22 protein-coding genes are annotated in these 26,341 nt (G+C 71.9%); 8 read left to right on the top strand and 14 right to left on the bottom strand.

Annotated elements, in window-relative coordinates; genetic code table 11:
• Positions 1-66 precede the first annotated feature (66 nt).
• The 4 genes from DN051_RS27640 to ctaC all read right to left on the bottom strand — a co-directional run bounded on the left by DN051_RS27640 (position 67) and on the right by ctaC (position 4,572).
• The gene (locus tag DN051_RS27640; RefSeq protein ID WP_053763975.1) at positions 67-1,329 is read right to left on the bottom strand and encodes a L,D-transpeptidase; all 1,263 of its coding nucleotides are present in this window, start codon (positions 1,327-1,329) and stop codon (positions 67-69) included.
• Between the two features lie 158 nt (positions 1,330-1,487).
• Positions 1,488-1,886, bottom strand: coding sequence for a cytochrome c oxidase subunit 4 (locus tag DN051_RS27635; RefSeq protein WP_053763974.1), 399 nt, complete (start codon positions 1,884-1,886; stop codon positions 1,488-1,490).
• Positions 1,883-3,616: an aa3-type cytochrome oxidase subunit I gene (gene ctaD, locus DN051_RS27630; RefSeq protein WP_053763973.1), complete on the bottom strand. Its 1,734-nt coding sequence runs from the start codon at positions 3,614-3,616 to the stop codon at positions 1,883-1,885. The genes DN051_RS27635 and ctaD overlap by 4 nt, the downstream gene beginning before the upstream one ends.
• Positions 3,613-4,572, bottom strand: coding sequence for an aa3-type cytochrome oxidase subunit II (gene ctaC / locus DN051_RS27625; protein WP_053763972.1), 960 nt, complete (start codon positions 4,570-4,572; stop codon positions 3,613-3,615). The genes ctaD and ctaC overlap by 4 nt, the downstream gene beginning before the upstream one ends.
• Before the next feature lie 317 nt (positions 4,573-4,889).
• On the opposite strand from ctaC, the gene DN051_RS27620 reads away from it, so the two are divergent.
• On the top strand, positions 4,890-6,266 hold the full coding sequence (locus DN051_RS27620) for a cysteine desulfurase/sulfurtransferase TusA family protein (RefSeq protein WP_112439714.1): 1,377 nt from the start codon (positions 4,890-4,892) through the stop codon (positions 6,264-6,266).
• An 85-nt stretch (positions 6,267-6,351) separates the two neighbouring features.
• Here DN051_RS27620 and DN051_RS27615 read toward each other — a convergent pair whose 3' ends face one another.
• The gene (locus tag DN051_RS27615) at positions 6,352-7,326 is read right to left on the bottom strand and encodes a carbohydrate kinase family protein (RefSeq protein ID WP_053763970.1); all 975 of its coding nucleotides are present in this window, start codon (positions 7,324-7,326) and stop codon (positions 6,352-6,354) included.
• Positions 7,327-7,510: 184 nt separating this feature from the next.
• On the opposite strand from DN051_RS27615, the gene DN051_RS27610 reads away from it, so the two are divergent.
• Together DN051_RS27610 and DN051_RS27605 are read left to right on the top strand one after the other, a co-directional pair.
• A complete protein-coding gene (locus DN051_RS27610; RefSeq protein ID WP_053763969.1) occupies positions 7,511-7,720 on the top strand; it encodes a hypothetical protein in 210 nt (69 codons plus the stop codon).
• A gap of 146 nt (positions 7,721-7,866) precedes the next feature.
• Positions 7,867-9,867, top strand: a complete 2,001-nt coding sequence (locus DN051_RS27605; RefSeq protein WP_342781471.1) for a hypothetical protein — start codon at positions 7,867-7,869, stop codon at positions 9,865-9,867.
• A gap of 76 nt (positions 9,868-9,943) precedes the next feature.
• On the opposite strand, the gene DN051_RS27600 is transcribed toward DN051_RS27605, so the two are convergent.
• Complete coding sequence (locus tag DN051_RS27600) at positions 9,944-10,300, bottom strand: HesB/IscA family protein (RefSeq protein ID WP_053763967.1); 357 nt, start codon at positions 10,298-10,300, stop codon at positions 9,944-9,946.
• A 335-nt stretch (positions 10,301-10,635) separates the two neighbouring features.
• Here DN051_RS27600 and nadA point away from each other — a divergent pair, with 335 nt between their 5' ends.
• Positions 10,636-11,820, top strand: a complete 1,185-nt coding sequence (gene nadA, locus DN051_RS27595; protein ID WP_053763966.1) for a quinolinate synthase NadA — start codon at positions 10,636-10,638, stop codon at positions 11,818-11,820.
• A 39-nt stretch (positions 11,821-11,859) separates the two neighbouring features.
• Here nadA and DN051_RS27590 read toward each other — a convergent pair whose 3' ends face one another.
• The 6 genes from DN051_RS27590 to DN051_RS27565 all read right to left on the bottom strand — a co-directional run bounded on the left by DN051_RS27590 (position 11,860) and on the right by DN051_RS27565 (position 20,718).
• Positions 11,860-14,130: a protein kinase domain-containing protein gene (locus tag DN051_RS27590; protein WP_112439713.1), complete on the bottom strand. Its 2,271-nt coding sequence runs from the start codon at positions 14,128-14,130 to the stop codon at positions 11,860-11,862.
• A 146-nt stretch (positions 14,131-14,276) separates the two neighbouring features.
• Positions 14,277-17,411, bottom strand: a complete 3,135-nt coding sequence (locus tag DN051_RS27585) for an efflux RND transporter permease subunit (protein ID WP_112439712.1) — start codon at positions 17,409-17,411, stop codon at positions 14,277-14,279.
• A gap of 155 nt (positions 17,412-17,566) precedes the next feature.
• Positions 17,567-18,253, bottom strand: coding sequence for a response regulator transcription factor (locus tag DN051_RS27580; RefSeq protein ID WP_053763963.1), 687 nt, complete (start codon positions 18,251-18,253; stop codon positions 17,567-17,569).
• A gap of 19 nt (positions 18,254-18,272) precedes the next feature.
• Positions 18,273-19,493 carry a sensor histidine kinase gene (locus DN051_RS27575; protein WP_053764008.1) on the bottom strand — a complete coding sequence of 407 codons (1,221 nt, stop codon included), beginning with the start codon at positions 19,491-19,493 and terminating at the stop codon, positions 18,273-18,275.
• A gap of 118 nt (positions 19,494-19,611) precedes the next feature.
• Positions 19,612-19,890 (bottom strand): PspA-associated protein PspAA, encoded by a 279-nt coding sequence (gene pspAA / locus DN051_RS27570; protein WP_053763962.1) that lies wholly within the window; start codon positions 19,888-19,890, stop codon positions 19,612-19,614.
• A gap of 21 nt (positions 19,891-19,911) precedes the next feature.
• Positions 19,912-20,718: a PspA/IM30 family protein gene (locus tag DN051_RS27565; RefSeq protein WP_053763961.1), complete on the bottom strand. Its 807-nt coding sequence runs from the start codon at positions 20,716-20,718 to the stop codon at positions 19,912-19,914.
• 262 nt (positions 20,719-20,980) lie between these two features.
• Here DN051_RS27565 and DN051_RS27560 point away from each other — a divergent pair, with 262 nt between their 5' ends.
• From DN051_RS27560 to DN051_RS27550, 3 genes are all read left to right on the top strand, one after another.
• Positions 20,981-21,610, top strand: coding sequence for a DUF3043 domain-containing protein (locus DN051_RS27560; RefSeq protein ID WP_234389126.1), 630 nt, complete (start codon positions 20,981-20,983; stop codon positions 21,608-21,610).
• An 83-nt stretch (positions 21,611-21,693) separates the two neighbouring features.
• Complete coding sequence (locus DN051_RS27555; protein ID WP_053764007.1) at positions 21,694-22,395, top strand: class I SAM-dependent methyltransferase; 702 nt, start codon at positions 21,694-21,696, stop codon at positions 22,393-22,395.
• 61 nt (positions 22,396-22,456) lie between these two features.
• The gene (locus DN051_RS27550; protein ID WP_053763959.1) at positions 22,457-23,524 is read left to right on the top strand and encodes a S1C family serine protease; all 1,068 of its coding nucleotides are present in this window, start codon (positions 22,457-22,459) and stop codon (positions 23,522-23,524) included.
• Between the two features lie 51 nt (positions 23,525-23,575).
• Here DN051_RS27550 and DN051_RS27545 read toward each other — a convergent pair whose 3' ends face one another.
• The gene (locus tag DN051_RS27545) at positions 23,576-23,788 is read right to left on the bottom strand and encodes a hypothetical protein (RefSeq protein WP_053763958.1); all 213 of its coding nucleotides are present in this window, start codon (positions 23,786-23,788) and stop codon (positions 23,576-23,578) included.
• A 112-nt stretch (positions 23,789-23,900) separates the two neighbouring features.
• On the opposite strand from DN051_RS27545, the gene DN051_RS27540 reads away from it, so the two are divergent.
• Positions 23,901-25,109, top strand: coding sequence for a bifunctional adenosylcobinamide kinase/adenosylcobinamide-phosphate guanylyltransferase (locus DN051_RS27540; RefSeq protein WP_053763957.1), 1,209 nt, complete (start codon positions 23,901-23,903; stop codon positions 25,107-25,109).
• Between the two features lie 7 nt (positions 25,110-25,116).
• Here the strand turns inward: DN051_RS27540 and DN051_RS27535 are convergent, their stop codons facing one another.
• Positions 25,117-26,181 (bottom strand): class I SAM-dependent methyltransferase, encoded by a 1,065-nt coding sequence (locus DN051_RS27535; protein WP_079002145.1) that lies wholly within the window; start codon positions 26,179-26,181, stop codon positions 25,117-25,119.
• Positions 26,182-26,341 lie beyond the last annotated feature (160 nt).

Genomic DNA, 26,341 nt, shown 5'->3' with positions numbered 1-26,341 from the left:
CGACCGCTCTCGCGGCGCGCCGCACCCGGAACAGGAACAAGGGACCCGGCGCCCCGTGCGGGGCGCTCAGGTGGCCGTCGGGCGCAGCCGTGAGGCCTCCTCCGGGCGCGGGGCCTCGGGCTTGCCCACCATCAGGGCGCTGCCGGCCCGCCACTTCTTCCAGTCGACGTTCCAGTCGCCGTAGCCGTTGCCGAACGGCTCCATGGTGTGCCCGTTCGTGTTGACGACCTTGACGACGTCGCCCTCACGGACGTGCTCGTAGAACCAGCCCGCGTTGCTGGTGTTCATGCCGATGCAGCCGTGGCTGACGTTGGCCGAGCCCTGGTCGCCGACGGACCACGGGGCGGCATGGACGTACTCGCCGCTCCAGGTGATCCGGGTCGCGTAGTAGACCGGCAGGTCGTACGACTCCGACGTGCCTTCGGCGATGCCGACCGACGTTCCGCGCATGCGTACGAAGTACTCCTTGCCCAGGATGACCTTGACGCCGTTGCGGGTCTCGAATCCGGGCTTGCCCGTGGTGATCGGGATGGAGTTGATCTCCTTGTCGTTCTTGTACACCGTCATGTGGTGGGTGGCGGCGTCCGCGATGGCGATGACCCGGTCTCCCGTGGTGATCCTCAGCGGTTTCGCCGTGCCGCCCCACAGGCGGTCGCCGACCTTCAGGCCTTCGAGGTTGCTGCGGACCCGGATGGTCGCGTGCGCGGGCCAGAACTCCTTGGGCCGGTAGTGGAGCTTCTTGTCGTCGACCCAGTGCCAGACGCCCTCCACCGCGGGCGTGCTCTCCACCTTCAGGGCCCGTTCGACGACGGCGCGCTGCGCCTTGTCCTTGATGGGAGCGCTCAGATCGGCGGTGACGGGCTGGCCGACGCCGTACGTGCCCGCCGCGGGCCCGAAGGTGACGTTCAGCCGCTTCTTGGTGAGCGGCTTGCTGGTGTCGAAGGACAGGACCTTTCGGCCGGGTGCCCCGTCCTCGTCCTCGGTGCTCACGCGGACCGTGTAACGGGCGTTGGAGGCCAGCGGCGAGGTGCTGTGCCAGCGTCCGCCGTCCGCGGAGAGTTCGCCCGAGACATGGCGTCCTGAGCCGTCGACGGCCGTCACGTCCGTGATCCGGCCCTCGGAGGCGTCGACGGTGACCTCCAGGGGCTTGTCCGGGTCGGCCTTCTTCCCGACGTCGGTGGGGCCGCTGAAGGCGATCTGCTCCGCCGCGTCGTAGGGCTCGGCGGACAACGGGTTGCCGTCGCTGCCGCAGGCGGTGACGCCCGCCCCGAGGGCGAGCACGACCAGCGTGCAGCCGGCGACTGTACGGGTGCGCGGAGTGGGGCTCATGGCCTCACGCTAGGGACGTTCGTCAACGTCGGCACGGTGAGTAGACCGAACGAGCTAATCGGTCGGCCGACAGACGGAAGCCCGGACCCTCCTGACGGAGTGTCCGGGCTTCCCGGTGTGCTCGGCGCGGGTCGGTCACCCGCGGCGGTCGTCACCGCTCACTGGGTGCGGTTCTCACCGCGGTAGTACTCGAAGACCCAGCCCCACAGGCCGAGCAGCAGCAGCGGAGCGGAGAAGTACACCAGCCACCAGCCGACCGCGATGCCGAGGAAGGCGAGCGCGCCACCGACACCGAGGGCCAGCGGCTGCCAGCTGTGCGGGCTGAAGAAGCCCAGCTCACCGGCGTCGTCCGCGACATCGGCCTCCAGGTCGTCCTGGGCACCGGCGTCGACCCGCCGGGCGGTGAAGCCCAGGTAGAAGCCGATCATGATGCACAGGCCGAAGGCCAGGAAGAGGGCCGTGGTACCGGCCGGCTCCTTCGACCACACGCCATAGACGATCGCCATGACGAGGACGAAGACGCTCAGCCACATGAACATCCTGCCCTGGATCTTCACTTGCCGGTCTCCTTGCTACCCGTGAGGGCGCTGGCACCCTGACCGCCGTGACCGAGCTGTTCCAGGGCCGCGATGTCGGGGTGGTGCAGGTCGAACGCCGGGGATTCGCTGCGGATCCGCGGCAGGGTGAGGAAGTTGTGCCGCGGCGGCGGGCAGGAGGTCGCCCACTCCAGGGAGCGGCCGTAGCCCCACGGGTCGTCGACGCCGACCGGCTTGCCGTACTTGGCCGTCTTCCAGACGTTGTAGAAGAACGGCAGGACCGACAGGCCGAGCACGAACGAGCTGATGGTCGAGATCGTGTTCAGGGCGGTGAAGCCGTCGGCCGCCAGGTAGTCGGCGTAACGGCGCGGCATGCCCTCGGCGCCCAGCCAGTGCTGGACCAGGAACGTGCCGTGGAAGCCGATGAACAGCGTCCAGAAGGTCATCTTGCCCAGGCGCTCGTCGAGCATCTTGCCGGTCCACTTCGGCCACCAGAAGTGGAAGCCGGAGAACATTGCGAAGACCACGGTGCCGAAGACGACGTAGTGGAAGTGCGCCACCACGAAGTACGAGTCGGAGACGTGGAAGTCCATCGGCGGCGAGGCCAGGATGACACCGGTCAGACCACCGAAGGTGAAGGTGATCAGGAAGCCGGTCGCCCAGAGCATCGGTGTCTCGAAGGACAGCGAGCCCTTCCACATCGTGCCGATCCAGTTGAAGAACTTCACACCGGTCGGAACGGCGATGAGGAACGTCATGAAGGAGAAGAACGGCAGGAGCACGCCGCCGGTCACGTACATGTGGTGCGCCCACACCGTCACCGACAGGCCGGCGATGGCGATGGTCGCCGCGATCAGACCCGAGTAGCCGAACATCGGCTTGCGGGAGAAGACCGGGATGACCTCACTGATGATGCCGAAGAACGGCAGCGCGATGATGTACACCTCTGGATGGCCGAAGAACCAGAAGAGGTGTTGCCAGAGCAATGCTCCGCCGTTGGCCGCGTCGAACACGTGCGCACCGAACTTGCGGTCCGCCTCCAGCGCGAACAGGGCCGCGGCCAGCACCGGGAAGGCCAGCAGGACCAGGACACCGGTCAGCAGCACGTTCCAGGTGAAGATCGGCATGCGGAACATGGTCATGCCGGGCGCGCGCATGCAGATGATCGTGGTGATGAAGTTGACCGAGCCGAGGATCGTGCCGAAGCCGGAGAGGGCCAGACCCATGATCCACATGTCGGAGCCGATACCCGGCGAGCGCACCGCGTCGGACAGCGGCGAGTACGCGAACCAGCCGAAGCTCGCCGCACCGTTCGGGGTGAGGAAGCCGCCCACGGCGATCATCGAGCCGAAGAGGTAGAGCCAGTAGGCGAACATGTTCAGCCGCGGGAACGCCACGTCGGGGGCGCCGATCTGGAGCGGCATGATCCAGTTCGCGAAGCCCGCGAACAGCGGCGTCGCGAACATCAGCAGCATGATCGTGCCGTGCATCGTGAACGCCTGGTTGAACTGCTCGTTCGACAGGATCTGCGTACCCGGCCGGGCGAGCTCGGCGCGCATGAAGAGCGCCATCACACCGCCGATGCAGAAGAACGCGAACGAGGTGACCAGATACAGCGTGCCGATCGTCTTGTGGTCGGTGGTCGTCAGCCACTTCACCACGACGTTCCCGGGCTGCTTGCGCCGGACCGGCAACTCGTTCTGGTACGAGTCGACGGCGGCGGCACCCTGGGGTTCGTTGAGGATGCTCACAGTTGGTTCGTCTCCCGGTTCTTCTCGTGGCTCGTCTGCGCGATGCCGGCGGGAACGTAACCGGTCTGCCCCTTCTTGGCGAGGTCCTTCAGATGCTGCTCGTAGCGCTCCGGCGAGACGACCTTCACGTTGAACAGCATGCGGGAGTGGTCGACGCCGCACAGTTCGGCGCACTTGCCCAGGAAGGTGCCCTGCTTGTTCGGGGTCACCTGGAAGGCGTTGGTGTGGCCCGGGATGACGTCCTGCTTGAACAGGAACGGCACCACCCAGAAGGAGTGGATGACGTCACGCGAGGTGAGGACGAAGCGGACCGTCTTGCCCTCGGGCAGCCACAGGGTCGGACCGGGGTTCCCCGTCTGCGGGTTGCGCTCACCCGGCGTACCGCAGGCGTAGACACCGCCCGCGTCGGCGGGGAAGTCCTTCCGGTACCGGTCCGGAATGGCCGTCAGTTCCTTGGAGGTCTTGGCGTTGCCCGTGGAACCTTCGACGTTCTCGATGTAGTTGAAGCACCAGCTCCACTGGAAGCCCACCACGTTGACCGTGACGTCCGGCTTCTTCGACATGTCGAGGAGCTTCGTCTCGTCGCGGGCCGTGAAGTAGAACAGCACCGAGACGATGATGATCGGGACCACCGTGTACAGCGCCTCGATGGGCACGTTGTACCGGGTCTGCGGAGGAACCTCCACCTTGGTGCGGCTGCGCCGGTGGAAGATGGCGCTCCACAGGATGAGGCCCCACACCAGCACGCCGACGGCGAGCGCGGCTGCCCAGGATCCCTGCCAGAGGGAGAGGACGATCGGCGCCTCTTCCGTGGTGGGGGTGGGCATACCAAGGCGGGGGAAGTCCTCCCATGTGCAACCGGTGGCGGTCGCCAGGACCAGGCCCGCGGTCATTGCCTGCAGCAGCTTCCGCCGCATCGGGCGCCGCGGCGAGCGGTCGGAGCCGTTGGGACTCACGTAGCGCCTTCCCGAGAGTCTCGCCCGCGCGGTCGGCTGCGGCCTTCTCGCTGGTCGGTCGCGGCCCTGCGTCGGGCAGGGGTTTGGATGTTTATGCGGACCAAACCCTAGCCGACGCTCTCGGGGGGTTCGCGGGGAGGGTGCCCGAACGCGCCGCCGGGTCAGCCGAAGGGGTCGGTCACCCGGCGGTCGGCCGCCGTCCGGGGGGAGTTCCGGCCCTCTGATGCGTCATTTGATGCGTCTTGTACGGCGGGTGCGGCGACGTCCTGGCCGGTCACCGCGGTTCCTCACTCCCCCGTGAGAGTTAGCGTGGCCCTGTGGCCTACTTCGACGCTGCTTCCTCCGCTCCCCTCCACCCCGTCGCCCGACAGGCCTTGCAGGCCTCTCTCGACGAGGGGTGGGCCGATCCCGCGCGCCTCTACCGGGAGGGGCGCCGGGCCCGGATGCTGCTGGACGCCGCGCGGGAGGCGGCGGCCGAGGCGGTGGGGTGCCGGCCGGACGAGCTGGTGTTCACCTCGTCCGGAACACGCGCCGTGCACACGGGAATCGCGGGCGCGCTGGCCGGCCGGCGACGCGCCGGGCGTCACCTGATCGTGTCAGCCGTCGAACACTCCTCGGTGCTCCATGCGGCTCAGGTGCACGAAGCGGAGGGCGGTACGGCCACTCGGGTGGCGGTGGACCGGCGGGGCGCGGTGCGCGCGCGGGCGTACGCCGAGGCGCTGCGGCCCGGTACGGCGCTGGCGTGCCTCCAGTCGGCCAACCACGAGGTCGGGACCGTGCAGCCGGTGGCCGAGGTGGCGTCGGTGTGCCGGGAGGCCGGGGTGCCGCTGCTGGTGGACGCGGCGCAGTCGCTGGGCTGGGGGCCGGTGGAGGGCGGCTGGTCGCTGCTGACGGCGAGCGCGCACAAGTGGGGCGGCCCGTCGGGGGTGGGGCTGCTGGTGGTGCGCAAGGGAGTGCGGTTCGCGCCGCAAGGGCCCGCGGACGAGCGGGAGTCGGGGCGGGCCGCCGGGTTCGAGAACATCCCCGCGATCGTCGCGGCGGCGGCCTCGCTGCGGGCCGTACGGACCGAGGCGGCGCAGGAGGCGGTACGGCTGCGGGAGCTGACGGACCGGATCCGGGCCCGGGTCGCGGAAGGGGTCGGTGATGTCGAGGTGGTCGGCGATCCGGAACGACGGCTGCCGGGAATCGTCACCTTCTCCTGTCTCTATGTCGACGGAGAGACGCTGCTGCACGAGCTGGACCGGGCCGGTTTCTCCGTCTCGTCCGGATCGTCCTGTACGAGCAGCACGCTGACGCCGAGCCATGTGCTCAAGGCGATGGGGGTGCTGAGCGAGGGCAACGTGCGGGTGTCGCTGCCGCTCGGGACGGTGGAGGAGGACGTCGACCGGTTCCTGCGGGTGCTGCCCGGGGCGGTCGCGGCGGTCCGGGACAAGCTCGGGGCGCCGACGCCCAGCACGGTCGTGCGGGAGGACGAGCTCGTCGTGGACGCCCGGGGCAAGCTCTGCCCCATCCCGGTGATCGAACTGGCGAAGGTCATCGGGGACGTACCGGTGGGCGGCACGGTGCGTGTCCTCGCGGACGACGAGGCCGCCCGGCTGGACATCCCGGCGTGGTGCGAGATGCGGGGGCAGGAGTACGTGGGTGAGGAACCGGCGGACCAGGGCGTCGCCTATCTGGTCCGCCGGTCGGCCTAGGGCCTGCCGTCACATTCCCGCCTGCCCCGCCCTTCGGGCAACGACGGCGATGTGACGACAGGCCCTGGAGCCGCGGCGGCACCGGTCAGCTCAGGTGCGCCTTGACCTCGGCGGCGGCGTCGTGGCCGTACGCCTTGGTGAAGCGGTCCATGAAGTGGGCGCGGCGCAGGGCGTACTCCTGGGTGCCGACGGTCTCGATCACGAGCGTGGCCAGCATGCAGCCGACCTGCGCGGCGCGCTCCAGGGTGACGCCCCAGGCGAGACCGGAGAGGAAGCCGGCGCGGAATGCGTCGCCGACGCCGGTCGGGTCGGCCTTGCGCTCCTCCTCGGGGCAGCCGACCTCGATCGGGTCCCGGCCGTCCCGCTCGATGCGCACACCGCGCGCGCCGAGGGTGGTGACGCGGTGGCCGACCCTGCCGAGGATCTCCTCGTCGCTCCAGCCCGTCTTGGACTCGATGAGGCCCTTCTCGTACTCGTTGGAGAAGAGGTACGTCGCCCCGTCCAGCAGGATCCGGATCTCCTCGCCGTCCATCCGGGCGATCTGCTGGGAGAAGTCGGCGGCGAACGGGATGGACCGGGTGCGGCACTCCTCGGTGTGCCGGAGCATCGCCTCGGGGTCGTCGGCGCCGATCAGCACCAGGTCGAGCCCGCCGACCCGGTCGGCGACGGTCTTCAGCTCGATGAGCCGGGCCTCGCTCATGGCGCCGGTGTAGAAGGAGCCGATCTGGTTGTGGTCGGCGTCGGTGGTGCACACGAAACGGGCCGTGTGCAGCGTCTCCGAGATGCGGACGGAGTCGGTGTCGACGCCGTGCCGGTCGAGCCAGGCGCGGTACTCGTCGAAGTCGGCGCCCGCGGCACCGACCAGGACCGGCCCGGTGCCGAGCTGGCCCATGCCGAAGGCGATGTTGGCGCCCACTCCGCCCCGGCGCACATCGAGCTGGTCGACCAGGAACGACAGCGAGACCGTGTGCAGCTGGTCCGCGACGAGCTGATCGGCGAAACGGCCGGGGAACGTCATGAGGTGGTCGGTGGCGATGGAGCCGGTGACTGCGATGCGCACGGCGTGGATTCTCCCGAGTGGAGGGGGTTGACGTTTCACGCTACCCAATCCCCGGGGTACCGCTGAACCTGACGGCCCAGGGTGGCCGGTTGTGCCCGGGTTGGGTGTCGGCGGCGGGGAAGCGGGTAAAACTACCCGATAGTAGATCTTTCTTCGCAAGCCCAGGCGTGTCTACGGTGCCGCTATGACGAACCTCGACGTCCCTGCTCCCGCCCCGGTCGACCTGGAAGGCGACCTGGCGTCGCTGCGCGGCGACTGCGCCCGGATGGCTCCGCACTGGGCGGCCCCCGACCGGGTCGCCGCGCGTCCGGTCCCGCCGTCGCTCATCCACGGTGTGACCGTACCGCCGAGGTCGGCCCGGCTGCTGGACGCGATGTCGGACTACGGCGACTGAGCGAACCCCTCCGGGGAACCGTGTGCTCCCCCGCCGCGTCCCATCGCTGTCCCCCGCAAAGGGGATATGGGATACGACCCACCAGTGGCCCGTTCTTGACAGGGCCGGGTCACCAGGGACAGCTGTGCGGGCGAAGGAGCGATGCGGTGAACACCGAGCGACCCGAGAACGACGACGTCGCGGGCGGTACCGGCGCCGCCGGGACGACCGGGGCCGGACGGGACGCCACGGAGGCGGGGGGTGCGACGAGCACGCCGCAGCCCACGCAGACACCGCGCACGGGTGAAGCGGCGGGGACCGGCGAGGCGGCTGGGGCCGCGGGGGCTGGGGAGACGCCGGGTGCGGCGGGGACGCCGGACGCGGCCGAGGCCGCTGGGGCCGGGGAAACGCGCGGCGCTGCTGAGCCGGCGGAAACGCCGGGTGCGGTGGAGGCTGCGGGTACGGCGGGGGCCGGGGAGACGCCGGGTGCGGCTGAAACGGCTGAGACAGCGGAAACGCCGGACGCGCCGGATGCCGGACGCACGCCGGAAACCGCCGGCACGTCGGGCACTCCGGAACCCGCGAGCACACCGGACGCGCCGGAGGCCGCACTCACGCCGGAACCCGCGAGCACGCCGGGCGCGGTCCGGGCCGCCGGCACCCCCGCGTCCGTCGGGGAAGCGGCGGGTGCCCCCGCGGCGGACGGGGCGCACGACGGTGCTCCGGGGTCCGGGCGGCGGCGCACCCCCGTGGTGGTCGCCTCCGTCGCCGCCGCCGTGCTGCTCGTCGGGGGCGGTGGGGCGTATCTCGCGGCGTCGGCCGGCGGTGGCGCGGGAACCGGGTCCGGCGCGCCGGCGGCCGGCGGCACTCCCCCGCCGCTGGCCCTGGACGGCTACTCCGAGGACGGCGGGAAGGGCATCGCCCCCGGTGAGCCCGACCCGAACGGCGTCGTCTACCGGGCCACCCGCACGCTTCCGGACGGCCCCGACTCGGCGGCCGTCCACCGGCCCGCCGGGAAGGTCACCGAGGCGGACGTGGTCCGGCTCGCGCGGGCGCTCGGGCTGGAGGGAACGCCGGTCGCCGAGGGGCAGGCCTGGCGGCTCGGGGGCGGGGACGGTCAGGGGCCCGGCCTCCAGGTGAACCAGCGGGCGCCGGGGACGTGGACGTTCAACCGGTACGTGCCCGGCACCGACAACTGCCGAAGCACCACGGTGTGCGCCGAGAAGCCCGCCTCCGGGAGGACCGAGGCCCACCCGGTGAGCGAGGGCGAGGCGAAGAAGGCGGCGGCCCCGGTCCTGAAGGCGGTCGGCCAGGACGACGCGAAGGTGGACGCCGGGCAGGTCATGGGCGCCCAGCGGGTGGTGAACGCCGCGCCGGAGGTCGGCGGACTGCCGACGTACGGCTGGTCGACGGCGGTCACCGTCGGCGCGGGCGGCGAAGTGGTGGCCGGCAGCGGTCAGCTGAAGGCGCCGGAGAAGGGCGACACGTATCCGGTGGTGAGCGCGGCCGAGGCGCTGAAGCTGATGAACGCGGCGCAGGCGCCGGGTCCGCGGCCCGGCATCGGCGGCTGCGCCGATCCCGTCCCGCTGGAGGACGAGCCGACGGTGTCGTGCGAGCGGGCGCCGCTCGCATCGCGCGCGGTTCCCGCGACCGAGCCGATCGAGGTCGAGGACGCGGTGTTCGGGCTGGCCTCGCACTATGTCCAGGCGCGGCAGATGCTGGTGCCGTCCTGGCTGTTCGAGGTGCGGGCGCCCGGCGCGAAGGACGGATTCACGGTCACGTACCCGGCGATCGAGCCCGAGTACCTCGCCTCCCCGGCGCCGAGCGGGCAGCCCAGCCCCCGCCCGACCGGACCGGGCGACCGTCCGACCTCGGCGCCGGACACACGGGACGTCCGGGTGGAGGGCTACACCGCGCAGGGCCGGGAGCTGACCGTGAGCTTCACCGGCGGGGTGTGCGCGGACTACGAGGCGAAGGCCGAGGAGAGCGCGGACCGGGTGACGGTGACCGTGACCGTGACCGCCTGGAAGGACAAGGTCTGCATCTTGATCGCCAAGGTCTACCACCGCACCGTGCAGCTCGACCGGCCGCTCGGCGACCGCAAGGTGGTCGGGGCCGACAACCGGGGCGTGCCGCTGGAGGGGCCGGGGGCACGGCTGCCGGAGTAGGTACCGGACATGTGTGAAGGCGGCCACCCCGGGCCCGGGGTGGCCGCCTTCACACATGTCCGATTCAGCGCACGGCTCAGTTGAAGGAGTCGCCGCAGGCGCAGGAACCCGTCGCGTTCGGGTTGTCGATGGTGAAGCCCTGCTTCTCGATCGTGTCCACGAAGTCGATGGTGGCACCGCCGAGGTACGGGGCGCTCATGCGGTCGGTGACGACCTTGACCCCGCCGAAGTCCTTCTTGACGTCGCCGTCGAGCTCACGCTCGTCGAAGAACAGCTGGTACCGCAGGCCGGAGCAGCCGCCGGGCTGGACGGCGACGCGCAGCGCCAGGTCGTCGCGGCCTTCCTGGTCGAGCAGCGCCTTGACCTTGGACGCGGCGGCGTCGGTCAGGATGATGCCGTCGGTGACGGTGGTGGTCTCGTCCGATACGGACATCTACATCTCTCCCGGGTTGTACGGAGACTGCTTGCCGACGAGTGCAACCGGCAAGGCCGCGGATTCATTCCGGGCCGAGCACTTGCCTTGTGTCTTCGTCCTCATGCTCGCACACGCCCGGCAAGGCGCACAGCGCCCTGTGGACAACGCGACAACGCCGAGCGACGTCCTGGTGCCGGGATTCATGTCACATCGACGCAATGGACATCGTCAATATGACGTGAAGCAGTTATGATAGATAGCGTCATTTCGACGAGAAGTCGAAAAGGTGTCCCGTATGTCCCGCCGACCCGTCCCCCGGGCCGGCGAGCCGCAGAACAGAAAGGGTGCGTGTCGTGACCACCGCCCAGACCCAGGAGCTCGACGTACAGCCGACGCCCCTCGCCCTTTTGCTGCTCGGCCGCGAGGCCGACCCGAAGAGCGAGCGAGGCGTCGAGTGTCCCGGCGACCTGCCGTCGCCGTCCGACCCGGACCTGGTCGAACGCGCCCGCGCGGCCAAGGAGAAGCTGGGCGACAAGGTCTTCGTGCTCGGCCACCACTACCAGCGCGACGAGGTCATCCAGTTCGCCGATGTCACGGGTGACTCCTTCAAGCTGGCCAGGGACGCCGCCGCGCGCCCCGAGGCCGAGTACATCGTCTTCTGCGGTGTGCACTTCATGGCGGAGTCCGCGGACATCCTCACCGGCGACGACCAGAAGGTCGTACTGCCCGATCTGGCCGCCGGCTGCTCGATGGCCGACATGGCCACCGCCGAGCAGGTCGCCGAGTGCTGGGACGTGCTGACCGAGGCCGGGATAGCCGACCGGGTCGTGCCGGTGTCGTACATGAACTCGTCCGCCGACATCAAGGCCTTCACGGGCAAGCACGGCGGCACGATCTGCACCTCCTCCAACGCCGAGCGCGCCCTGGAGTGGGCCTTCCAGCAGGGCGAGAAGGTGCTGTTCCTCCCCGACCAGCACCTCGGACGCAACACCGCCGTCCGCGACATGGGCATGAGCCTGGAGGACTGCGTCGTCTACAACCCGCACAAGCCGGGCGGCGGGCTGACCGCGCAGCAGCTGCGGGACGCGCGGATGATCCTGTGGCGGGGCCACTGCTCGGTGCACGGGCGGTTCAGCCTGGACTCGGTGAACGACGTGCGGGAGCGCATCCCGGGCGTCAACGTCCTGGTGCACCCCGAGTGCCGGCACGAGGTCGTGGCCGCCGCGGACCACGTGGGCTCCACGGAGTACATCATCAAGGCCCTGGAGGCCGCCCCGGCCGGCTCCAAGTGGGCCATCGGCACGGAGCTGAACCTGGTCCGCCGGCTGGCGAACCGTTTCGCGCCCGAGGGCAAGGAGGTCGTCTTCCTGGACCGGACGGTGTGCTTCTGCTCGACCATGAACCGCATCGACCTGCCCCACCTGGTGTGGGCCCTGGAGTCGCTCGCCGAGGGCAACCTCGTCAACCGCATCGAGGTCGACAAGGAGACCGAGGCGTTCGCGAAGCTGGCGCTGGAGCGGATGCTCGCGCTGCCGTAGCGGACCGCGGCGCCCTCCGGCCCGGAGGGCGCCCGCCGCTCACCCCGCCTCGACCGGCTTCCGGCCGGGGCTGCCGGGGTCGAGGGTGAACACCGTGCCGTCGGGGGTTGCCACGATCAGGACACCCCCGGTCACATGCACCTCGGCGTCGCCCCCGCCCAGGCCGGCCACGCTCCCGGCCCGGGGCATCGACTCCCACAGCGGGGTGCCCCGGTCCCGGTCCAGGGCTGTCACCCGGCCGCTCGCGCCCACCAGGTACAGCGTGTTCGACCTGTGGTCCACGGCCGGTCCGCCGGGATGCTCCAGGGTGGTCTGGGTCCGCCACAGCGCCTTGCCGGTACGCGGCGACACCGCGGTCACCTCGCCGCTCGACGTCGCGAAGAACAGGGTGCCGTCGACCAGGGACACATCGCCGCGCCAGTCCCGGGCCGGCTTCTTGCGCTCCCGGGCGCCCGTCGCCGGGTCGATCAGCACGATGCCGGTGTACCTGTCGTCCTCGACCCCCGATCCGAGCTCCGTGCTGTCCCATTCGGCGAACACCAGCCGCCCGTCGAGGGCACCGAGCAGCAGGGTCGACCCGGAGACCTCGGCGCCGCGCACCGTGCCGTCGGCCGGGTCGATGGCGAGGTAGCGTACGTCGGCCCCGTCCTTGGCCGGCGCGCACCGGACGTGAATGCCGTCGTCGGGCGGTTCGAACCCGCAGTAGTGGTTCGCGGGCAGCCGGACCGTCCAGCGGTCGTCGCCGGTGGCCAGGGACCGGGCGGTCAGCGTGCGGTTGCCCGCGTCCGAGGTGATCAGCAGATCGCCGGAGACGCTGTACCCCATCGGGTCGGTCGTCGTCGGCCGGTCCCACAACTCCTCGCCGGTCGCCGGGTCGAGCGCGAGGAGCCGGTACCGCTCCCCGGCGTCCCTGTCGTCGTAGAGGGACTCCCGGACCAGTACGGCGTTCTCGCGCACGGCGAGGACCATGGGCGTGTAGCTGTCGGCGCTTCGCGCGTCCGCGCGGGGCTGCATCCGCCACACGGTCCTGCCCGTCCGGCCGTCGATGCGCACCGGCAGCACCCCGTCGCCTGCGCAGTAGACCGCGCCGGCGGCCGGCCGGCACACGTGCATGTCGCCGGATTCGGAGCCGTCGCGGGGAAGCGGCTCCGCGGCACCCAGCGGCGCGGGCTCGAACAGCGTCGTCCGCCAGGGCCGCCAGTCCTCGGGCGGCTCCTGCCAGCGGGCCGCGGCCGAGGAGCCGGCGGAGCGCCGGGTGTCCCCGCCGCCCGCGTCGCGCCGGTCGCCCGGGCCGAGCAGGAGATAGGCGGTCAGGCTCAGGGCGACCGCGCCCGCCGTGCAGCTCGCCACCAGCAGCGCGCGGGGCCACCTCGGGCGCCGGGGCGGGGTGTCGCCGCTCGGCAGGTCCACGACGTCCGGGACGATCGGGGGCCGGGCGGCGGGTTCGGTGGGGACGGCGTCCCGGCGCAGGGTGACGGTGGCCGAGTCGTCGGAGCCGGGCTCGGGCAGGACGGCGGCCAACTCCTGGGCCAGCTCGTCCAGTTCCGGCCGCGCGTCGGGCTCCTTGGCCAGGCAGCCGAGGAGCAGCGAGCGCAGCGGCGGCGGGCCCACCCCGTCCAGCACCGGCTCGTCGTTGATCACTTGATACGCCGTCAGGTACGGGCTCTCGGCGTCGAACGGCCCGCGCCCGGTCAGCGCGAACACCAGCAGCGCGGCGAGCGAGAAGACGTCCGAGGCGGGGCCGACGGACCGGGGGTCGGTGAGCTGCTCCGGGGACATGAACGGCGGGGTGCCGATCATGTGCCCGGTCTCGGTCAGCGTCTGGCCGTCCGCGGCGCGGGAGATGCCGAAGTCGATGACACGGGGCCCGTCCTCGGCGATCAGGACGTTGGCCGGTTTCAGGTCCCGGTGCACCACACCGACCCCGTGGATGTCCCGCAGCGCCTCCACCAGTCCCAACGCGAGCCGCCGCAGTTCGGCGCCCTTCAGCGGGCCGACGGCGCGCATCCGGTCGGCAAGCGAGGGACCGGGCACGTACTGGGTGGCCATCCACGGCCGGGCCGCCTCGGGGTCCGCGTCCACGACCGGCGCGGTGAAGGCGCCGCTCACCTTGCGGACGGCGTCGATCTCCTGCCGGAAGCGGGCCCGGAAGACGCCGTCCTCGGCGTACTGGGCGTGCACGATCTTGACCGCGACCTCCCGCCCCGATCTCGACCGCCCCCGGTAGACGACCCCCATCCCTCCCGAGCCCAACCGGTCGACCAGTCTGTACCCGCCGACCGACCGCGGATCGTCCCTGTGCAGTGCCACCGCCCGATTCCCTTCCCCCGTCGTGCAGTTCGCCGCCACAGAATACGAAAGCCCGCAGGCCGCGGGACGGTCGGCGCAGCGGGGACACGGCGAAGGCCGGGTTCCGGACGCACTGTGTCCGGAACCCGGCCTTCGCCGTCATGGGGTCACACGCCCGCGGGCTCCGGTTCGTCGGAGGCGGACGGCGTGTCCGACGGGGCCGGCGGACCGGCCTTCTTCGCCCGCTTGGCCGCCCGCTTCCGCGCCCGGCGCTCCTTGCGCAGCTCCAGCATCGCGTACAGCGTCGGGACCAGCAGCAGGGTCAGCAGGGTCGAGCTGATCAGACCGCCGATCACGACCACCGCCAGCGGCTGCGCGATGAAGCCGCCCTCGCCGGTGATGCCGAGCGCCATCGGGAGCAGGGCGAAGATCGTCGCCAGGGCCGTCATGAGGATCGGGCGCAATCGGTGGCGACCGCCCTCGATCACGGCCTCGATGACGCCGTACCCCTGCTTGCGGTACTGGTTGACCAGGTCGATCAGCACGATCGCGTTGGTCACCACGATGCCGATCAGCATCAGCATGCCGATCAGCGCGGGGACGCCCATCGGGGTGCCCGTGACGATCAGCAGGCCGATCGCGCCCGTCGCCGCGAAGGGGACGGAGACCAGCAGGATCAGCGGCTGGACCAGCGAGCGGAAGGTCGCCACCAGCAGCATGAACACGATCGCGATGGCCGCGAGCATGGCCAGGCCGAGCGAGGCGAACGCCTCGTCCTGGTCCGAGGAGACACCGCCGATCTCGGCGGTCGCGCCCTCGGGCAGGTCCAGCGCGTCCAGCTCGGCCGTCAGGTCCGCGCTCACCGCGCCGGTGTTGTCGCCGGTCGGCCGGGCGGTGACGGTGGCGGCCCGCTGGCCGTCGATCCGGGTCATCGACACCGGGCCGTCGACCAGTTCGACGTCCGCGATGTCCCCGAGCCGCACCGGGCCGAGGCGGAGCTTCTTCAGCTCGCTCAGGGTCTCGGCCGGCCGGGCGGACTTGATGACGATGTCGCGCTCGGTGTCGTCGAGGACCGCCGTGCCGCTCCGGGTGCCGCGCACGGCCTGGGCGACGGCCGCGCCGAGGGTCTGCTGGTCGAAGCCGGCGGCGGCCGCCTCGTCGTTCGCCCTGACCGAGACGCGCGGCACGCTCTGCGCCAGGTCGCTGGTGACGTCCGAGACGTCGTCCAGGGACGCGACCGCCTCACGGACCTCCTCCGCGGCCTCGCGCAGCACATCGGCGTCCGCGGCCTTCACGACCACGCTCAGGTCCTGGCTGCCGAAGCCGTCACCGGCCGCGATCGTGGTCGTACCGATCCCGGAGAGCCCGGCCAGCCCCTTCTCTATTCGGTCCTGGACGTCGGCGGCGGACGCCGAGTCCTCCAGCATGACCGTGTACGAGGCCTGGTTGGTGTCCGTGCCGCCGCCGAACGCCGCCATGAAGCCGGACGAGCCGATGGTGACCTGGTAGTCCTTGACGCCCTCGACCCCGCCGAGCAGCTTCTCGACCTTGCGGGCCTGCTCGTCGGTGGCCGCCAGGCTCGTACCGGGCTTCAACTCCTGCTTGACGGAGAGCACTTCCTGATCGCCCGGATCGAAGAAGTTCGTCTTCAGCAGGGGCGCCATGCCGAACGTGCCCAGGAGCACGACGACGGCGATCGCCACACTGGTCAGACGGCGCCGTGTCGCGAACCGCAGGACCGGGACGTACAGACGCTGGAGCCGGCTCCGGGCCTCCTTCTCCTCCGCCCTGCGGCGCGCCTCGTCGGCGTCGTCCGGCGTGCCCTTCGGGGCGCGCAGGAACCAGTACGACAGCACCGGCACGACCGTCAGCGAGACGAGCAGCGAGGCCAGCAGGGCCGCGGTGACCGTCAGGGAGAACGAGCCGAACAGCTCGCCCACCATGCCGCCGGCCAGACCGATCGGCAGGAAGACCGCGACCGTCGTCAGCGTCGAGGAGGTGACCGCGCCCGCGACCTCGCGGACCGCCTTGTGGATCGCCTCCTGGCGCTCCTCGCCGTAGCCGAGATGGCGCTTGATGTTCTCCAGGACCACGATCGAGTCGTCGACGACCCGGCCGATGGCGATGGTCAGCGCGCCCAGCGTCAGCATGTTCAGCGACAGGTCGCGGGTCCACAGCACGATCAGCGCGAGGACCACCGACAGCGGGATCGACACCGCGGTGACGAGGGTGGAGCGGATCGACGCCAGGAAGACGAGGATGACGAGGACGGCGAAGACCAGGCCCAGCGCGCCCTCGGTCGTCAGACCCTCGATGGACTTGGCGACCGCCGGGCCCTGGTCGCTGACCACGGTGAGGGTGGCGCCGGAGCCGAGGTCCGCACGCAGGTCGGGGAGCTGCTCCTCGACGGCCTCGGAGATGGCGACCGCGCTGCCGTCCCGGTCCATGGTCACGCTCACGGCGAGGCTCGGCCTGCCGTCGGTGCGGGTGATGGAGTCGGCCTTGGCCTCCTCCTCCTTCACCGTGGCGACGTCGCCGAGGCGCACCGGCTTGCCGCCGGGCTCGCCGACGACCATCAGATCCTCGATCTGCTCGAGCGAGGTGAAGCCACCGCCGACCTGGACGGTGCGGTTGGCGCCGTCCTCGTCGAACGAGCCGGCCGGCACGGTGACGCCGCCAGCCTGGAGCGCCTGCGCGAGCGCGGCGGTGGTCAGCCCGGCCCGCGAGAGTTCCTTGTCGTCGGGGGTGACGGCGACCTGGACGTCGCGCACGCCGTCCACGCTGACCTGGGCGACGCCGTCGACGGCCTCTAGGTCGGGCACGAGGGTCCGCTCGATCCGGTCCGCCAGGGCCTGCTGGTCGGTGTCCGAGGTGACGGCGAGGACGACGGTCGGGATGTCGTCCGTCGAACCCGCGATGACCTGCGGGTCCACATCGTCGGGGAGCTGGGCGCGGGCCCGGTTGACGGCCTGCTGGACGTCGGCGACGAGCCGGTCGGTGCCGCTGCCGTAGTCGAAGGACGCCATGATCACGGCGTTGCCCTCACTCGCGGTGGAGGTGACACCGGTGATGCCGTCGACCGCTTCGAGGTTGGCCTCGATGGGCTCGACGACCTGCTTCTCGACCACGTCGGGGGACGCGCCCTGGTACGGCGCGAGCACCGACACCACGGGCAGTTCGATGGTGGGCAGCAGTTGCTGCTTGAGCTGTGGGATCGCGATCGCTCCGAAAGCGAGCGCGACGATCGACATCAGCCCTATCAGGGCCCGTTGCGCGAGGCTGAATCTGGACAGCCAGGACATGGGTCAGCGTCTCTCTTCTGTGGCCTGGGCGAAGGTTCGGGCGCATGCGGGCGCCCACTCCACCACCCTGAGCCATCGCGAAGGGCCGATCCGTCGCCCCCAGGTCCAGTTCCTCACCCGGCGCGTACTGCGGGTGGAGTAGGGGCGGTACGAGGTCAGTCCACCCTCGGGCGTACCAGCCCCGACTCGTACGCGATCACCACGAGCTGCGCCCGGTCCCGCGCGCCGAGCTTGGCCATGGCCCGGTTGACGTGCGTCTTCACGGTGAGCGGGCTGACCTCCAGCCGCTCGGCGATCTCGTCGTTGGAGTGGCCGCCGGCGACCTGGACGAGGACCTCGCGCTCCCGTCCGGTCAACGCGTCGAGCCGGCCGGCCCGGCCGGGGTCGCCGTCGGAGTCGGCGCCGTCGCCGCCCTGGGCGAGGAATCGGGCGATGAGGCCCTTGGTGGCGACCGGCGAGAGCAGCGCCTCACCGTCCGCGGCGACCCGGATCGCGGTGAGCAGTTCGTCGGGCTCGGAGCCCTTGCCGAGGAATCCGGAGGCGCCGGCGCGCAGCGACTGCACCACGTAGTCGTCGACCTCGAAGGTGGTCAGGATGACGATCCGGACATGGGCGAGGGCGGGGTCGGCGCTGATCATGCGGGTTGCGGCGAGGCCGTCCGTGCCCGGCATCCGGATGTCCATCAGGACGACGTCCGCCTGCCGCTCCCGGGCCAGCCGGACCGCCTCGGCGCCGTCGGACGCCTCGCCGACCACCTCCATGTCGGGCTCGGAGTCGACGAGCACGCGGAACGCGCTGCGCAGCAGGGCCTGGTCGTCGGCGAGCAGGACACGGATCGTCATACGGGGTCCTTCGCGCTCGTCATACGGGGTCCTTCGCCGGGCCGGTGCCGGTCTTGACCGGCAGGATCGCATGGACCCGGAAGCCGCCGCCGAAGCGGGGGCCGGTGGTGAGGGTGCCGCGCAGGGCGCTGACGCGCTCGCGCATGCCGAGCAGTCCATGGCCGCCGCCGGCGCCGGGCGCGTCCTCATCGCCGCTGCCGTCGTCCAGCACGGTGATCTCGATGCTGGGGCCCACGCGGACCACGCTGACCTCGGCCCTGGCCCGCTCACCGGCGTGCTTCTGCACATTGGTCAGGGCTTCCTGGATGACGCGGTAGGCGGCCAGGTCGACGGCGGCGGGCACGGTGGTGCCGTGGTCGGCGCGGGCGAGCTCGACATGCAGTCCGGCGCTGCGGAAGGTGCCGACGAGGTCGTCGAGGCGGTCGAGCCCCGGCGCGGGTTCGGTGGGGGCCTCGGGGTCGTCGGACTGGCGCAGCAGTCCGACGGTGGCGCGCAGTTCGTTCAGCGCGGAGCGGCTGGCCTCCCGGACGTGGGCCAGGGCCTCCTTGGCCTGGTCGGGGCGCCGGTCCATGACGTGCGACGCGACCCCGGCCTGCACATTGACCAGGGCGATGTGGTGGGCGACGACGTCGTGCAGGTCGCGGGCGATCCGCAGCCGCTCCTCGGCCACCCGGCGGCGGGCCTCCTCCTCGCGGGTGCGTTCCGCCTTCTCGGCGCGCTCCCGGATGGCCTGGACGAAGGCCCGGCGGCTGCGGACGGCGTCGCCGCCGGCCGCCGCCATACCGGTCCAGGCGAAGATGGCGAGGTTCTCCTGGGCGTACCAGGGCAGGGGCCCGGCGAGCATGGCGGTCCCGGTCAGCACGGTCATGGTGAGCAGGCCGACCCGCCAGGTGGTGGGGCGGTCGGTGGTGGCGGCGACGGTGTAGAGGGCGACCACCGCCGCCATCGCGACGGGGGCCCTGGGGTCGCCCGTGACGCACTCGACGACGGACAGGCCGCCGGTGAGGGCGAGCACCCGCATCGGGGCGCGGCGGCGGAAGACCAGCGCGGCGGCACCGAGGACGATCAGCACGAGGCTGAAGGTGTCGGGGGTGCGCAGGGCCCAGCTGATGTCCTTGTCGCGGTGCGGATCCACGAACGAGCCGGCCACCATGCAGATCAGCACGCCGGCCGCCAGCGCGGCGTCGAGCGCCATGGGGTGCGCCGTGAGCCGGCGGCGGGCACGTTCGAGGGTGGTCACGCTGGCCAACGGTATCCCTGCCGGACGGGTGAGAACGCACGCAGTGCACGGTTCGTCCGGGACCGGCGCGTGCACGGCCTTCGTCCGGGGCTGCCGCCCCCTGATCCCCGTCCCGGTGTCAGCCGGGGATCAGGCCGTCGTCGCTGAGCAGCTCGCGTACCTCTTCGAGCGTGGCGTCGGGGGACGGAAGGATCAGGTCCGACGGTTCCAGCGAATCGTCCGGCAGCGGATCGCCCAGTTCGCGGACCTCGGTCAGGAGGGCCTGGAGAGTGCGGCGGAAGCCCGGGCCGTCGCCGTTCTCCATCTCGGCCAGGAGCTCGTCGTCCAGCTTGTTCAGCTCGGTGAGGTGGCTGTCGGCCAGCCTCACCTGCCCCTCCCCCATGATCCGAACGATCATGTCGCCCTCCTCGGCGTGGGCCTACTGCTTGTCGAAGCGCGGGGTGTCCTGCGGCTGCTGGGACTGCGAGGGGGTCTGGGACTGGCCCGTGCCGCCCTCGATCGCCTGCTGGCCGGACGAGCTGCCGCCCGCCAGCTCCGCCTTCATGCGCTGCAGCTCCAGCTCTACATCCGTACCACCGGAGAGCCGGTCCAGCTCGGCCTGGATGTCGTCCTTGGCCATGCCGGTGGGGTCGTCCAGGGCGCCGGAGGCGAGCAGCTCGTCGATGGCGCCGGCCCGCGCCTGGAGCTGTGCCGTCTTGTCCTCCGCCCGCTGAATGGCCAGGCCGACGTCACCCATCTCCTCGGAGATGCCGGTGAACGCCTCCCCGATGCGCGTCTGCGCCTGCGCGGCGGTGTACGTCGCCTTGATCGTCTCCTTCTTCGTACGGAAGGCGTCGACCTTGGCCTGAAGTCGCTGAGCCGCGAGGGTGAGCTTCTCCTCCTCGCCCTGGAGCGTCGCGTGCTGCGTCTCGAGGTCCGTCACCTGCTGCTGGAGTGCGGCGCGGCGGGACAGCGCCTCGCGGGCGAGGTCCTCGCGGCCGAGCGCCAGCGCCTTGCGGCCCTGGTCCTCCAGCTTGGACGACTGCTGCTGCAACTGGTTGAGCTGGAGTTCCAGACGCTTGCGCGAGGTCGCCACGTCCGCGACGCCACGGCGGACCTTCTGGAGCAGCTCCAGCTGCTTCTGGTACGAGTAATCGAGGGTCTCGCGCGGGTCCTCGGCCCGGTCAAGGGCCTTGTTCGCCTTCGCGCGGAAGATCATCCCCATACGCTTCATGACACCGCTCATGGGCTTCGCGCGCCCCCTTCTGACGGACTCCGGCTCCAGCTCTGCGACAGAACCCACAGTACGGGCCCTGCCTCCATTACCGCACTGTTCGGGGACGGATGCGCTCATCCCCAAGGACGACTGCGTGCGCTCGTGCTCCGGCGTAGGGAGTAGGTGGTCCCCGGGGATGCCCGAGGCCGTCCCGGAGAGGTACACCTCGTCCCCCTCTGTCCCTGTACAGACGACCGGTGTTGCCGGATCGTTCCCCGCGGGACTGGGGTCCATGCCGCCGCACCCCGTACCCTTGGGTTTTGTGTTCCGTAGCCGTGCCAAAGACGAGAAGGCCGCCGTCGCCGACCAGGCGCAGCTGACCGACTCCAAGCAGACCCGTGACCCGCAGGCCCCGAAGGGCCGGCCGACACCAAAGCGCAACGAGGCCCAGAGCCAGCGCCGCAGCGTCGCCAACACGTCGATGACGCGCAAGGACGCCGCCAAGCGGCAGCGCGAGGAGCGGCGCGCCGCGCTGGACCGGCAGCGCAAGGCGCTGGCCGGCGGCGACGAGCGGTACCTCCCGGCCCGCGACAAGGGTCCGATCCGCCGCTTCGCCCGCGACTTCGTCGACTCGCGGTTCAACATCGCGGAGTTCTTCCTGCCGATGGCCGTGGTCATCCTGGTGCTGAGCATGGTCCGGGTGCCCGCGCTCCAGAGCATCGCGCTGCTGCTGTGGCTCGTCGTGATCGTGCTGATCGTCCTGGACTCGTTCGTCACCGGCTACCGCCTGAAGAAGCGCCTGAACGAGCGCTTCCCCGACGACAACAAGCGCGGCGCGATCGCCTACGCGCTGATGCGCTCCCTCCAGATGCGCCGACTCCGGCTGCCGAAGCCGCAGGTCAAGCGCGGAGAGCGGCCCTGAGCGCGGATTCCTTGACCGGGGCCGGGGCGACTGCCCGGCCGACCGGGTTCGACGGGATACGCGATCTCGTACGGCAGGAACTGGTGGCCCGGCAGCTCGATGAGCAGATAGCCGGGCGGTTCCCGGTGGGCCGGCGGCTGCGGGTGCTGGACGTGGGCATGGGCCGGGGCACGCAGGCGCTGCGGCTGGCCCGTGCCGGGCACCAGGTGACCGGCATAGAGAAGGACACCGCGATGCTGTCCGCGGCGCGCGCGGCGCTGTGCGCGGAACCGGAGGGCATACGGGAGCGGGTCCGGCTGATCGAGGGGGACGGGCGCGACACGGGAGTGCACTTCCTGCCCGGCAGCTTCGACGTCGTCCTGTGTCATGGCGTGCTCATGTACGTCGACGATCCCGATCCGCTGCTGGCGGGACTGGCGCGGATGCTCGCCCCCGGCGGGCTGCTGTCGCTGCTGGTGCGCAACGCGGACGCGCTGGCCATGCGGCCGGGGCTGTCCGGGGACTGGCAGACGACGCTCGCCGCGTTCGACTCGACGACGTACCGGAACCGGCTGGGGCTCGACGGGCGGGCGGACCGGCTCGAGGCGCTGACCGCCACCCTCGCGGGGATCGCGGCACCGCTGCACGCGTGGTACGGCGTGCAGGTGTTCACGGACACCGCGGCGGACGAGGAACCGCCGCCGGACGACCCGACGGCGCTGCTGGCGGCCGAGGAGCGGGCCGGACGGACGGAGCCCTACCGGGCGGTCGCGGCGCTGCTGCACCTGTGCGGAGTGCGCGGCTGACCGCTGCCCGTTCGGGCCAGCACCGCGGGCCGGACGCACCGCCCGCGGGGAGACTCGGGGCATGGACGCTCCCTTCTTCCGTGCGGCACGCCGGGTGGGCATCGTCGGCACCCTCGTCTGGGCCCTCGCGCTCGTCGCCGGGTGCACCGGCTCCCCCTCGTCCGCCGACGCGGAGCGGACGACCCGGCAGGCCGCCGTGCCGGCGGCCGAGGATCTGCAGCGCGACTACATGAAGGTGATCGCGGACGTCCTGCCGTCGGTCGTGCAGATCCAGGGCCGCAACGACCTCGGCTCGGGCGTGGTGTACGACGGCCGGGGCCACATCATCACCAACGCGCACGTGGTCGCGCAGGACAGGACGTTCTCCGTGACGACCGCGAACAGCGAGGACGTGCTGACCGCCGAACTCGTCTTCTCCTACCCGCAGCAGGACCTGGCCGTCATCCGGCTGGACCGGGTCCCGAAGGGGCTCAGAGCGGCGGCCTTCGCCGACTCGTCCAGGGTCGCGGTGGGGCAGATCGTGCTGGCGATGGGTTCGCCGCTCGGGCTGTCGTCGAGCGTGACGCAGGGGATCGTGTCGGCGACCGGACGGACCGTCACCGAGAGCGGCGGCAACGGCGGTACGGGCGCGACGATCGCCAACATGGTGCAGACCTCGGCCGCGATCAACCCGGGCAACAGCGGCGGGGCCCTGGCGAACCTCGACGGACAGGTCATCGGTATTCCGACGCTGGCCGCCCTCGACCCGCAGCTGGGCGGCAGCGCCGCGCCGGGCATCGGGTTCGCGATCCCGGCGTCCATGGTGCGGACGGTCGCCGATCAGATCATCCGGGACGGCAGGGTCACCGACTCGGGCCGGGCGGCGCTCGGCATCACCGGGCGCACCGTGGTGGACGCGCAGTACCGGCCCGTCGGGGTCGCCGTCGTCGAGGTGACGAGCGGCGGCGCGGCCGACCGGGCGGGCATCGAACCCGGGGACGTCATCACCGGGCTGGGCGACGAGGAGATCACCACGATCACCTCGCTGTCGGAGGCGCTGGCTGGGGACCGGCCGGGGGACCGGACCACGGTGACGTTCACCCGGAACGGTGACGAACGGACCGTGAACGTCACCCTGGGCGAGCAGTGAGCGAGGGGCGGCCCCATCGCGGGCCGCCCCCTCGCCGGTGCGCGGCGTGCCTTACGCCTCGTCGGCGTGCAGGCTCATCGGCCCGTAGATCTCGGTGGCGTCCTCGAACAGCCGCACCTGGTCCGCGCCGCCGGCCAGCAGCTCCTTCCAGTGCTCCCCGAGCCAGGACTCGGCGTCGCCCTGCGTGGTGAACTCCTCGGGCTGCACGGCGGGCTGGACCTCCGTCCCGTCGGTCTTCTCGAACCGCCACGTCCACGCCACCATGTGCGCCTCCCGGGTGTCAGCACGTCCGGAGCCGGGCCGGATCTTGGTCCGGCTCCCGCACCGAGCCTAGTCGGACGCGCAAGAGCTGCGGGGACAGGCGAAAATCAGGTCCGTGGAAGTGACTCTGCTCGGCACCGGCGCCCCCGCGGGACTCCCCCGCCCCGACTGTCCCTGCGCGGCCTGCGCGACCGCCCTCGGCACTCGGGCGCGGGCGGCCACCTCCGTCCTGGTGGACGGGGCGCTGCTGCTCGACCTGACGCCCGGTGCCGCGTTCGCGGCGGCACGGGCGGGGCGTTCGCTGAGCGGTGTACGGCAGGTGCTGCTCTCGCACCCGCACGACGGGCCCGCGGTCGAGGTGCCGGCCGGTCTGCCGCAGCCGGGCCGGGTCCCGGACGGAAGGGAGTTGGCGCTGCTGACGGGACATCGGGTGTGGGCGCTGGCCATGGACGCGCCGGGGACGGGCTACGCGGTGACGGGGCCGGACGGCCAGCGGCTGCTGTACCTCCCGCCGGGATGCGCGCCCGCCGGGCTGGAGGAGGGGACCGCCGCCGCGGAACCGTACGACCTGGTGCTCGTGGACGTGGTGGGGCGCCCGGACGGGCTGGCCCGGCTGCGGGCGGTGGGCTCGGTGGGACCGACGACCGACGTGGTGGCCGTTCACCTGGACCACGACGTGCCGCCCGGCGCCGAGTTGCGGCGCCGGCTGGCGGCGGCCGGGGCGCGGGCGGTGCCGGACGGGGCGACGCTGGCGGTCGGGGCGTACGAGAACGTGCCGGACGTGCCGCGGCGGACACTGGTGCTGGGCGGGGCGCGGTCCGGGAAGTCCGTGGAGGCGGAACGGCGGCTGGAGTCCTTCCCCGACGTGCTGTACGTCGCGACCGGCGGCGTCCGGGGCGGTGACACCGAGTGGGCCGAGCGGGTGGCCGCGCACCGGGAGCGCCGGCCGGGGTCCTGGCGCACGCTGGAGACCTGCGACGTGGTACCGCTGCTGGCCGAGGACGGACCGCCGCTGCTGATCGACTGTCTGTCGCTGTGGCTGACCGACGCGATGGACTCGGTCGGCGCGTGGGACGACGCGGAGTGGGGCGGCGGCGGTGAACGGGCGCTGCGGGAGCGGGTGCGCGAACTGACGGACGCCGTACGGCGGACCCGGCGTGTCGTGGTCGCCGTCTCCAACGAGGTGGGGTCGGGGATCGTGCCGGCCACGGCGTCGGGGCGGCGCTACCGGGACGAACTCGGGCGGCTCAACGCGGCCTTCGCCGAGCAGTGCGAGCATGTGCTGCTGCTGGTGGCGGGACAGGCGCTGGTCCTGCGCGGGTGACGGGGGATCACTCCTCGGGCGGTGCGGCGCCCTTGCGGGCGATGATCCGGTAGGTGTTGGAGAAGCCGGCGCGGCACAGCAGCGGGGCCAGGGCGTGGTCCAGGGCGGTCGCCGTGAGCCGCACGGGTGCGGCGGCCCCGGTCAGCACCGTCCGGGCGCCCCGCCGCAGCGCGCCCGGTGCCGTCCTCCGCCCCGGCGCGTCGGGGTCCGGCAGGATCCGGCCCAGGGCCAGCGAGGTGGCCGCCGACAGGTCGTGCGGGACGTGCGCCCCGTGGCGGTCGGCGGTGTCGACGGCGCAGCCCTGGGACTCCAGTTCCGCCCGGACGTTGCTCAGGGGCAGCAGATGGAGGTGGCGGGGCTGGCCGTGCCGGGCCCACCATCCGCCGAGCAGGGCGGCGAACGCGCACGTCGGGTCGGCCGTCTCGACCAGGAGGCGGCCGCCCGGACGGAGCGCGGCGAGGGCGGCACGCAGTTCCTCGCGCGGGTCCGGGGTGTGTTCCAGGTGGTGGAGCATGCTCACCACGTCGTAGCGGCCGCGCAGTGCGGTGCGCAGCTCCGGGTCGGTGAGCCGGCCGCGGTACGCCTCCTCGACATGGCCGTCGGCCTGGGCACCCAGGACGAGCGGGGTGGGGTCGAGGCCGTCGAAGGAGGTGTAGGGGAAGAGTTCGCCGGCCGTCGCGGGGAACTCGCCGCGGCCGGTGCCGATGTCCAGCCAGCTCTCCGGCTCCGGGTGGGGCAGCATCGCGCGGGCCGCCGAGCGGTGCTGTCGGGCGCCGTCCGGGCGGTGCCCGTCCAGGTCACGCAGGTAGAACGCCAGGCCCTCCCGGGTCAGCCGGGGGTTCTGGAAGGTGTGGCCGCAGTCCCGGCAGACGTCGAGCGTGAAGGTGCCCGGCTTGTGCTGGAGGAGGTCGCGGGCGGTCAGGCGGGTACGCAGGCGTGCGGATCCGCACCAGGGGCAGTCCGTGCGGCGGGGCTCGTGGAAGCGGTCGGTGCCCAGGGCCTGTTCGGCGTGCCGGGCGGCCCGGCGCCGGTCGGCCGACGGCAGGTCGGAGGGCACGGGGGATGCGGACATGGGCGGCTCCCGGGCGCGTGGGGCGTACGGCGGGATCACCGCCGGGGACGTACGCAATCTGCTGCAAACCGGAACGTATGGGATCGGCATCCCGGGTGCAACGACGTCGCGTGATCGAGGTGGCGATGTGGCGCGGTCGGGTTCGGTCGAGGCCGGTACT

Source organism: Streptomyces cadmiisoli (genome assembly GCF_003261055.1).
GTDB classification, from domain to species: domain Bacteria; phylum Actinomycetota; class Actinomycetes; order Streptomycetales; family Streptomycetaceae; genus Streptomyces; species Streptomyces cadmiisoli.
Note: the sequence above shows the minus strand (reverse complement) of the source record. Positions and strands in the feature narration are given on the sequence as shown.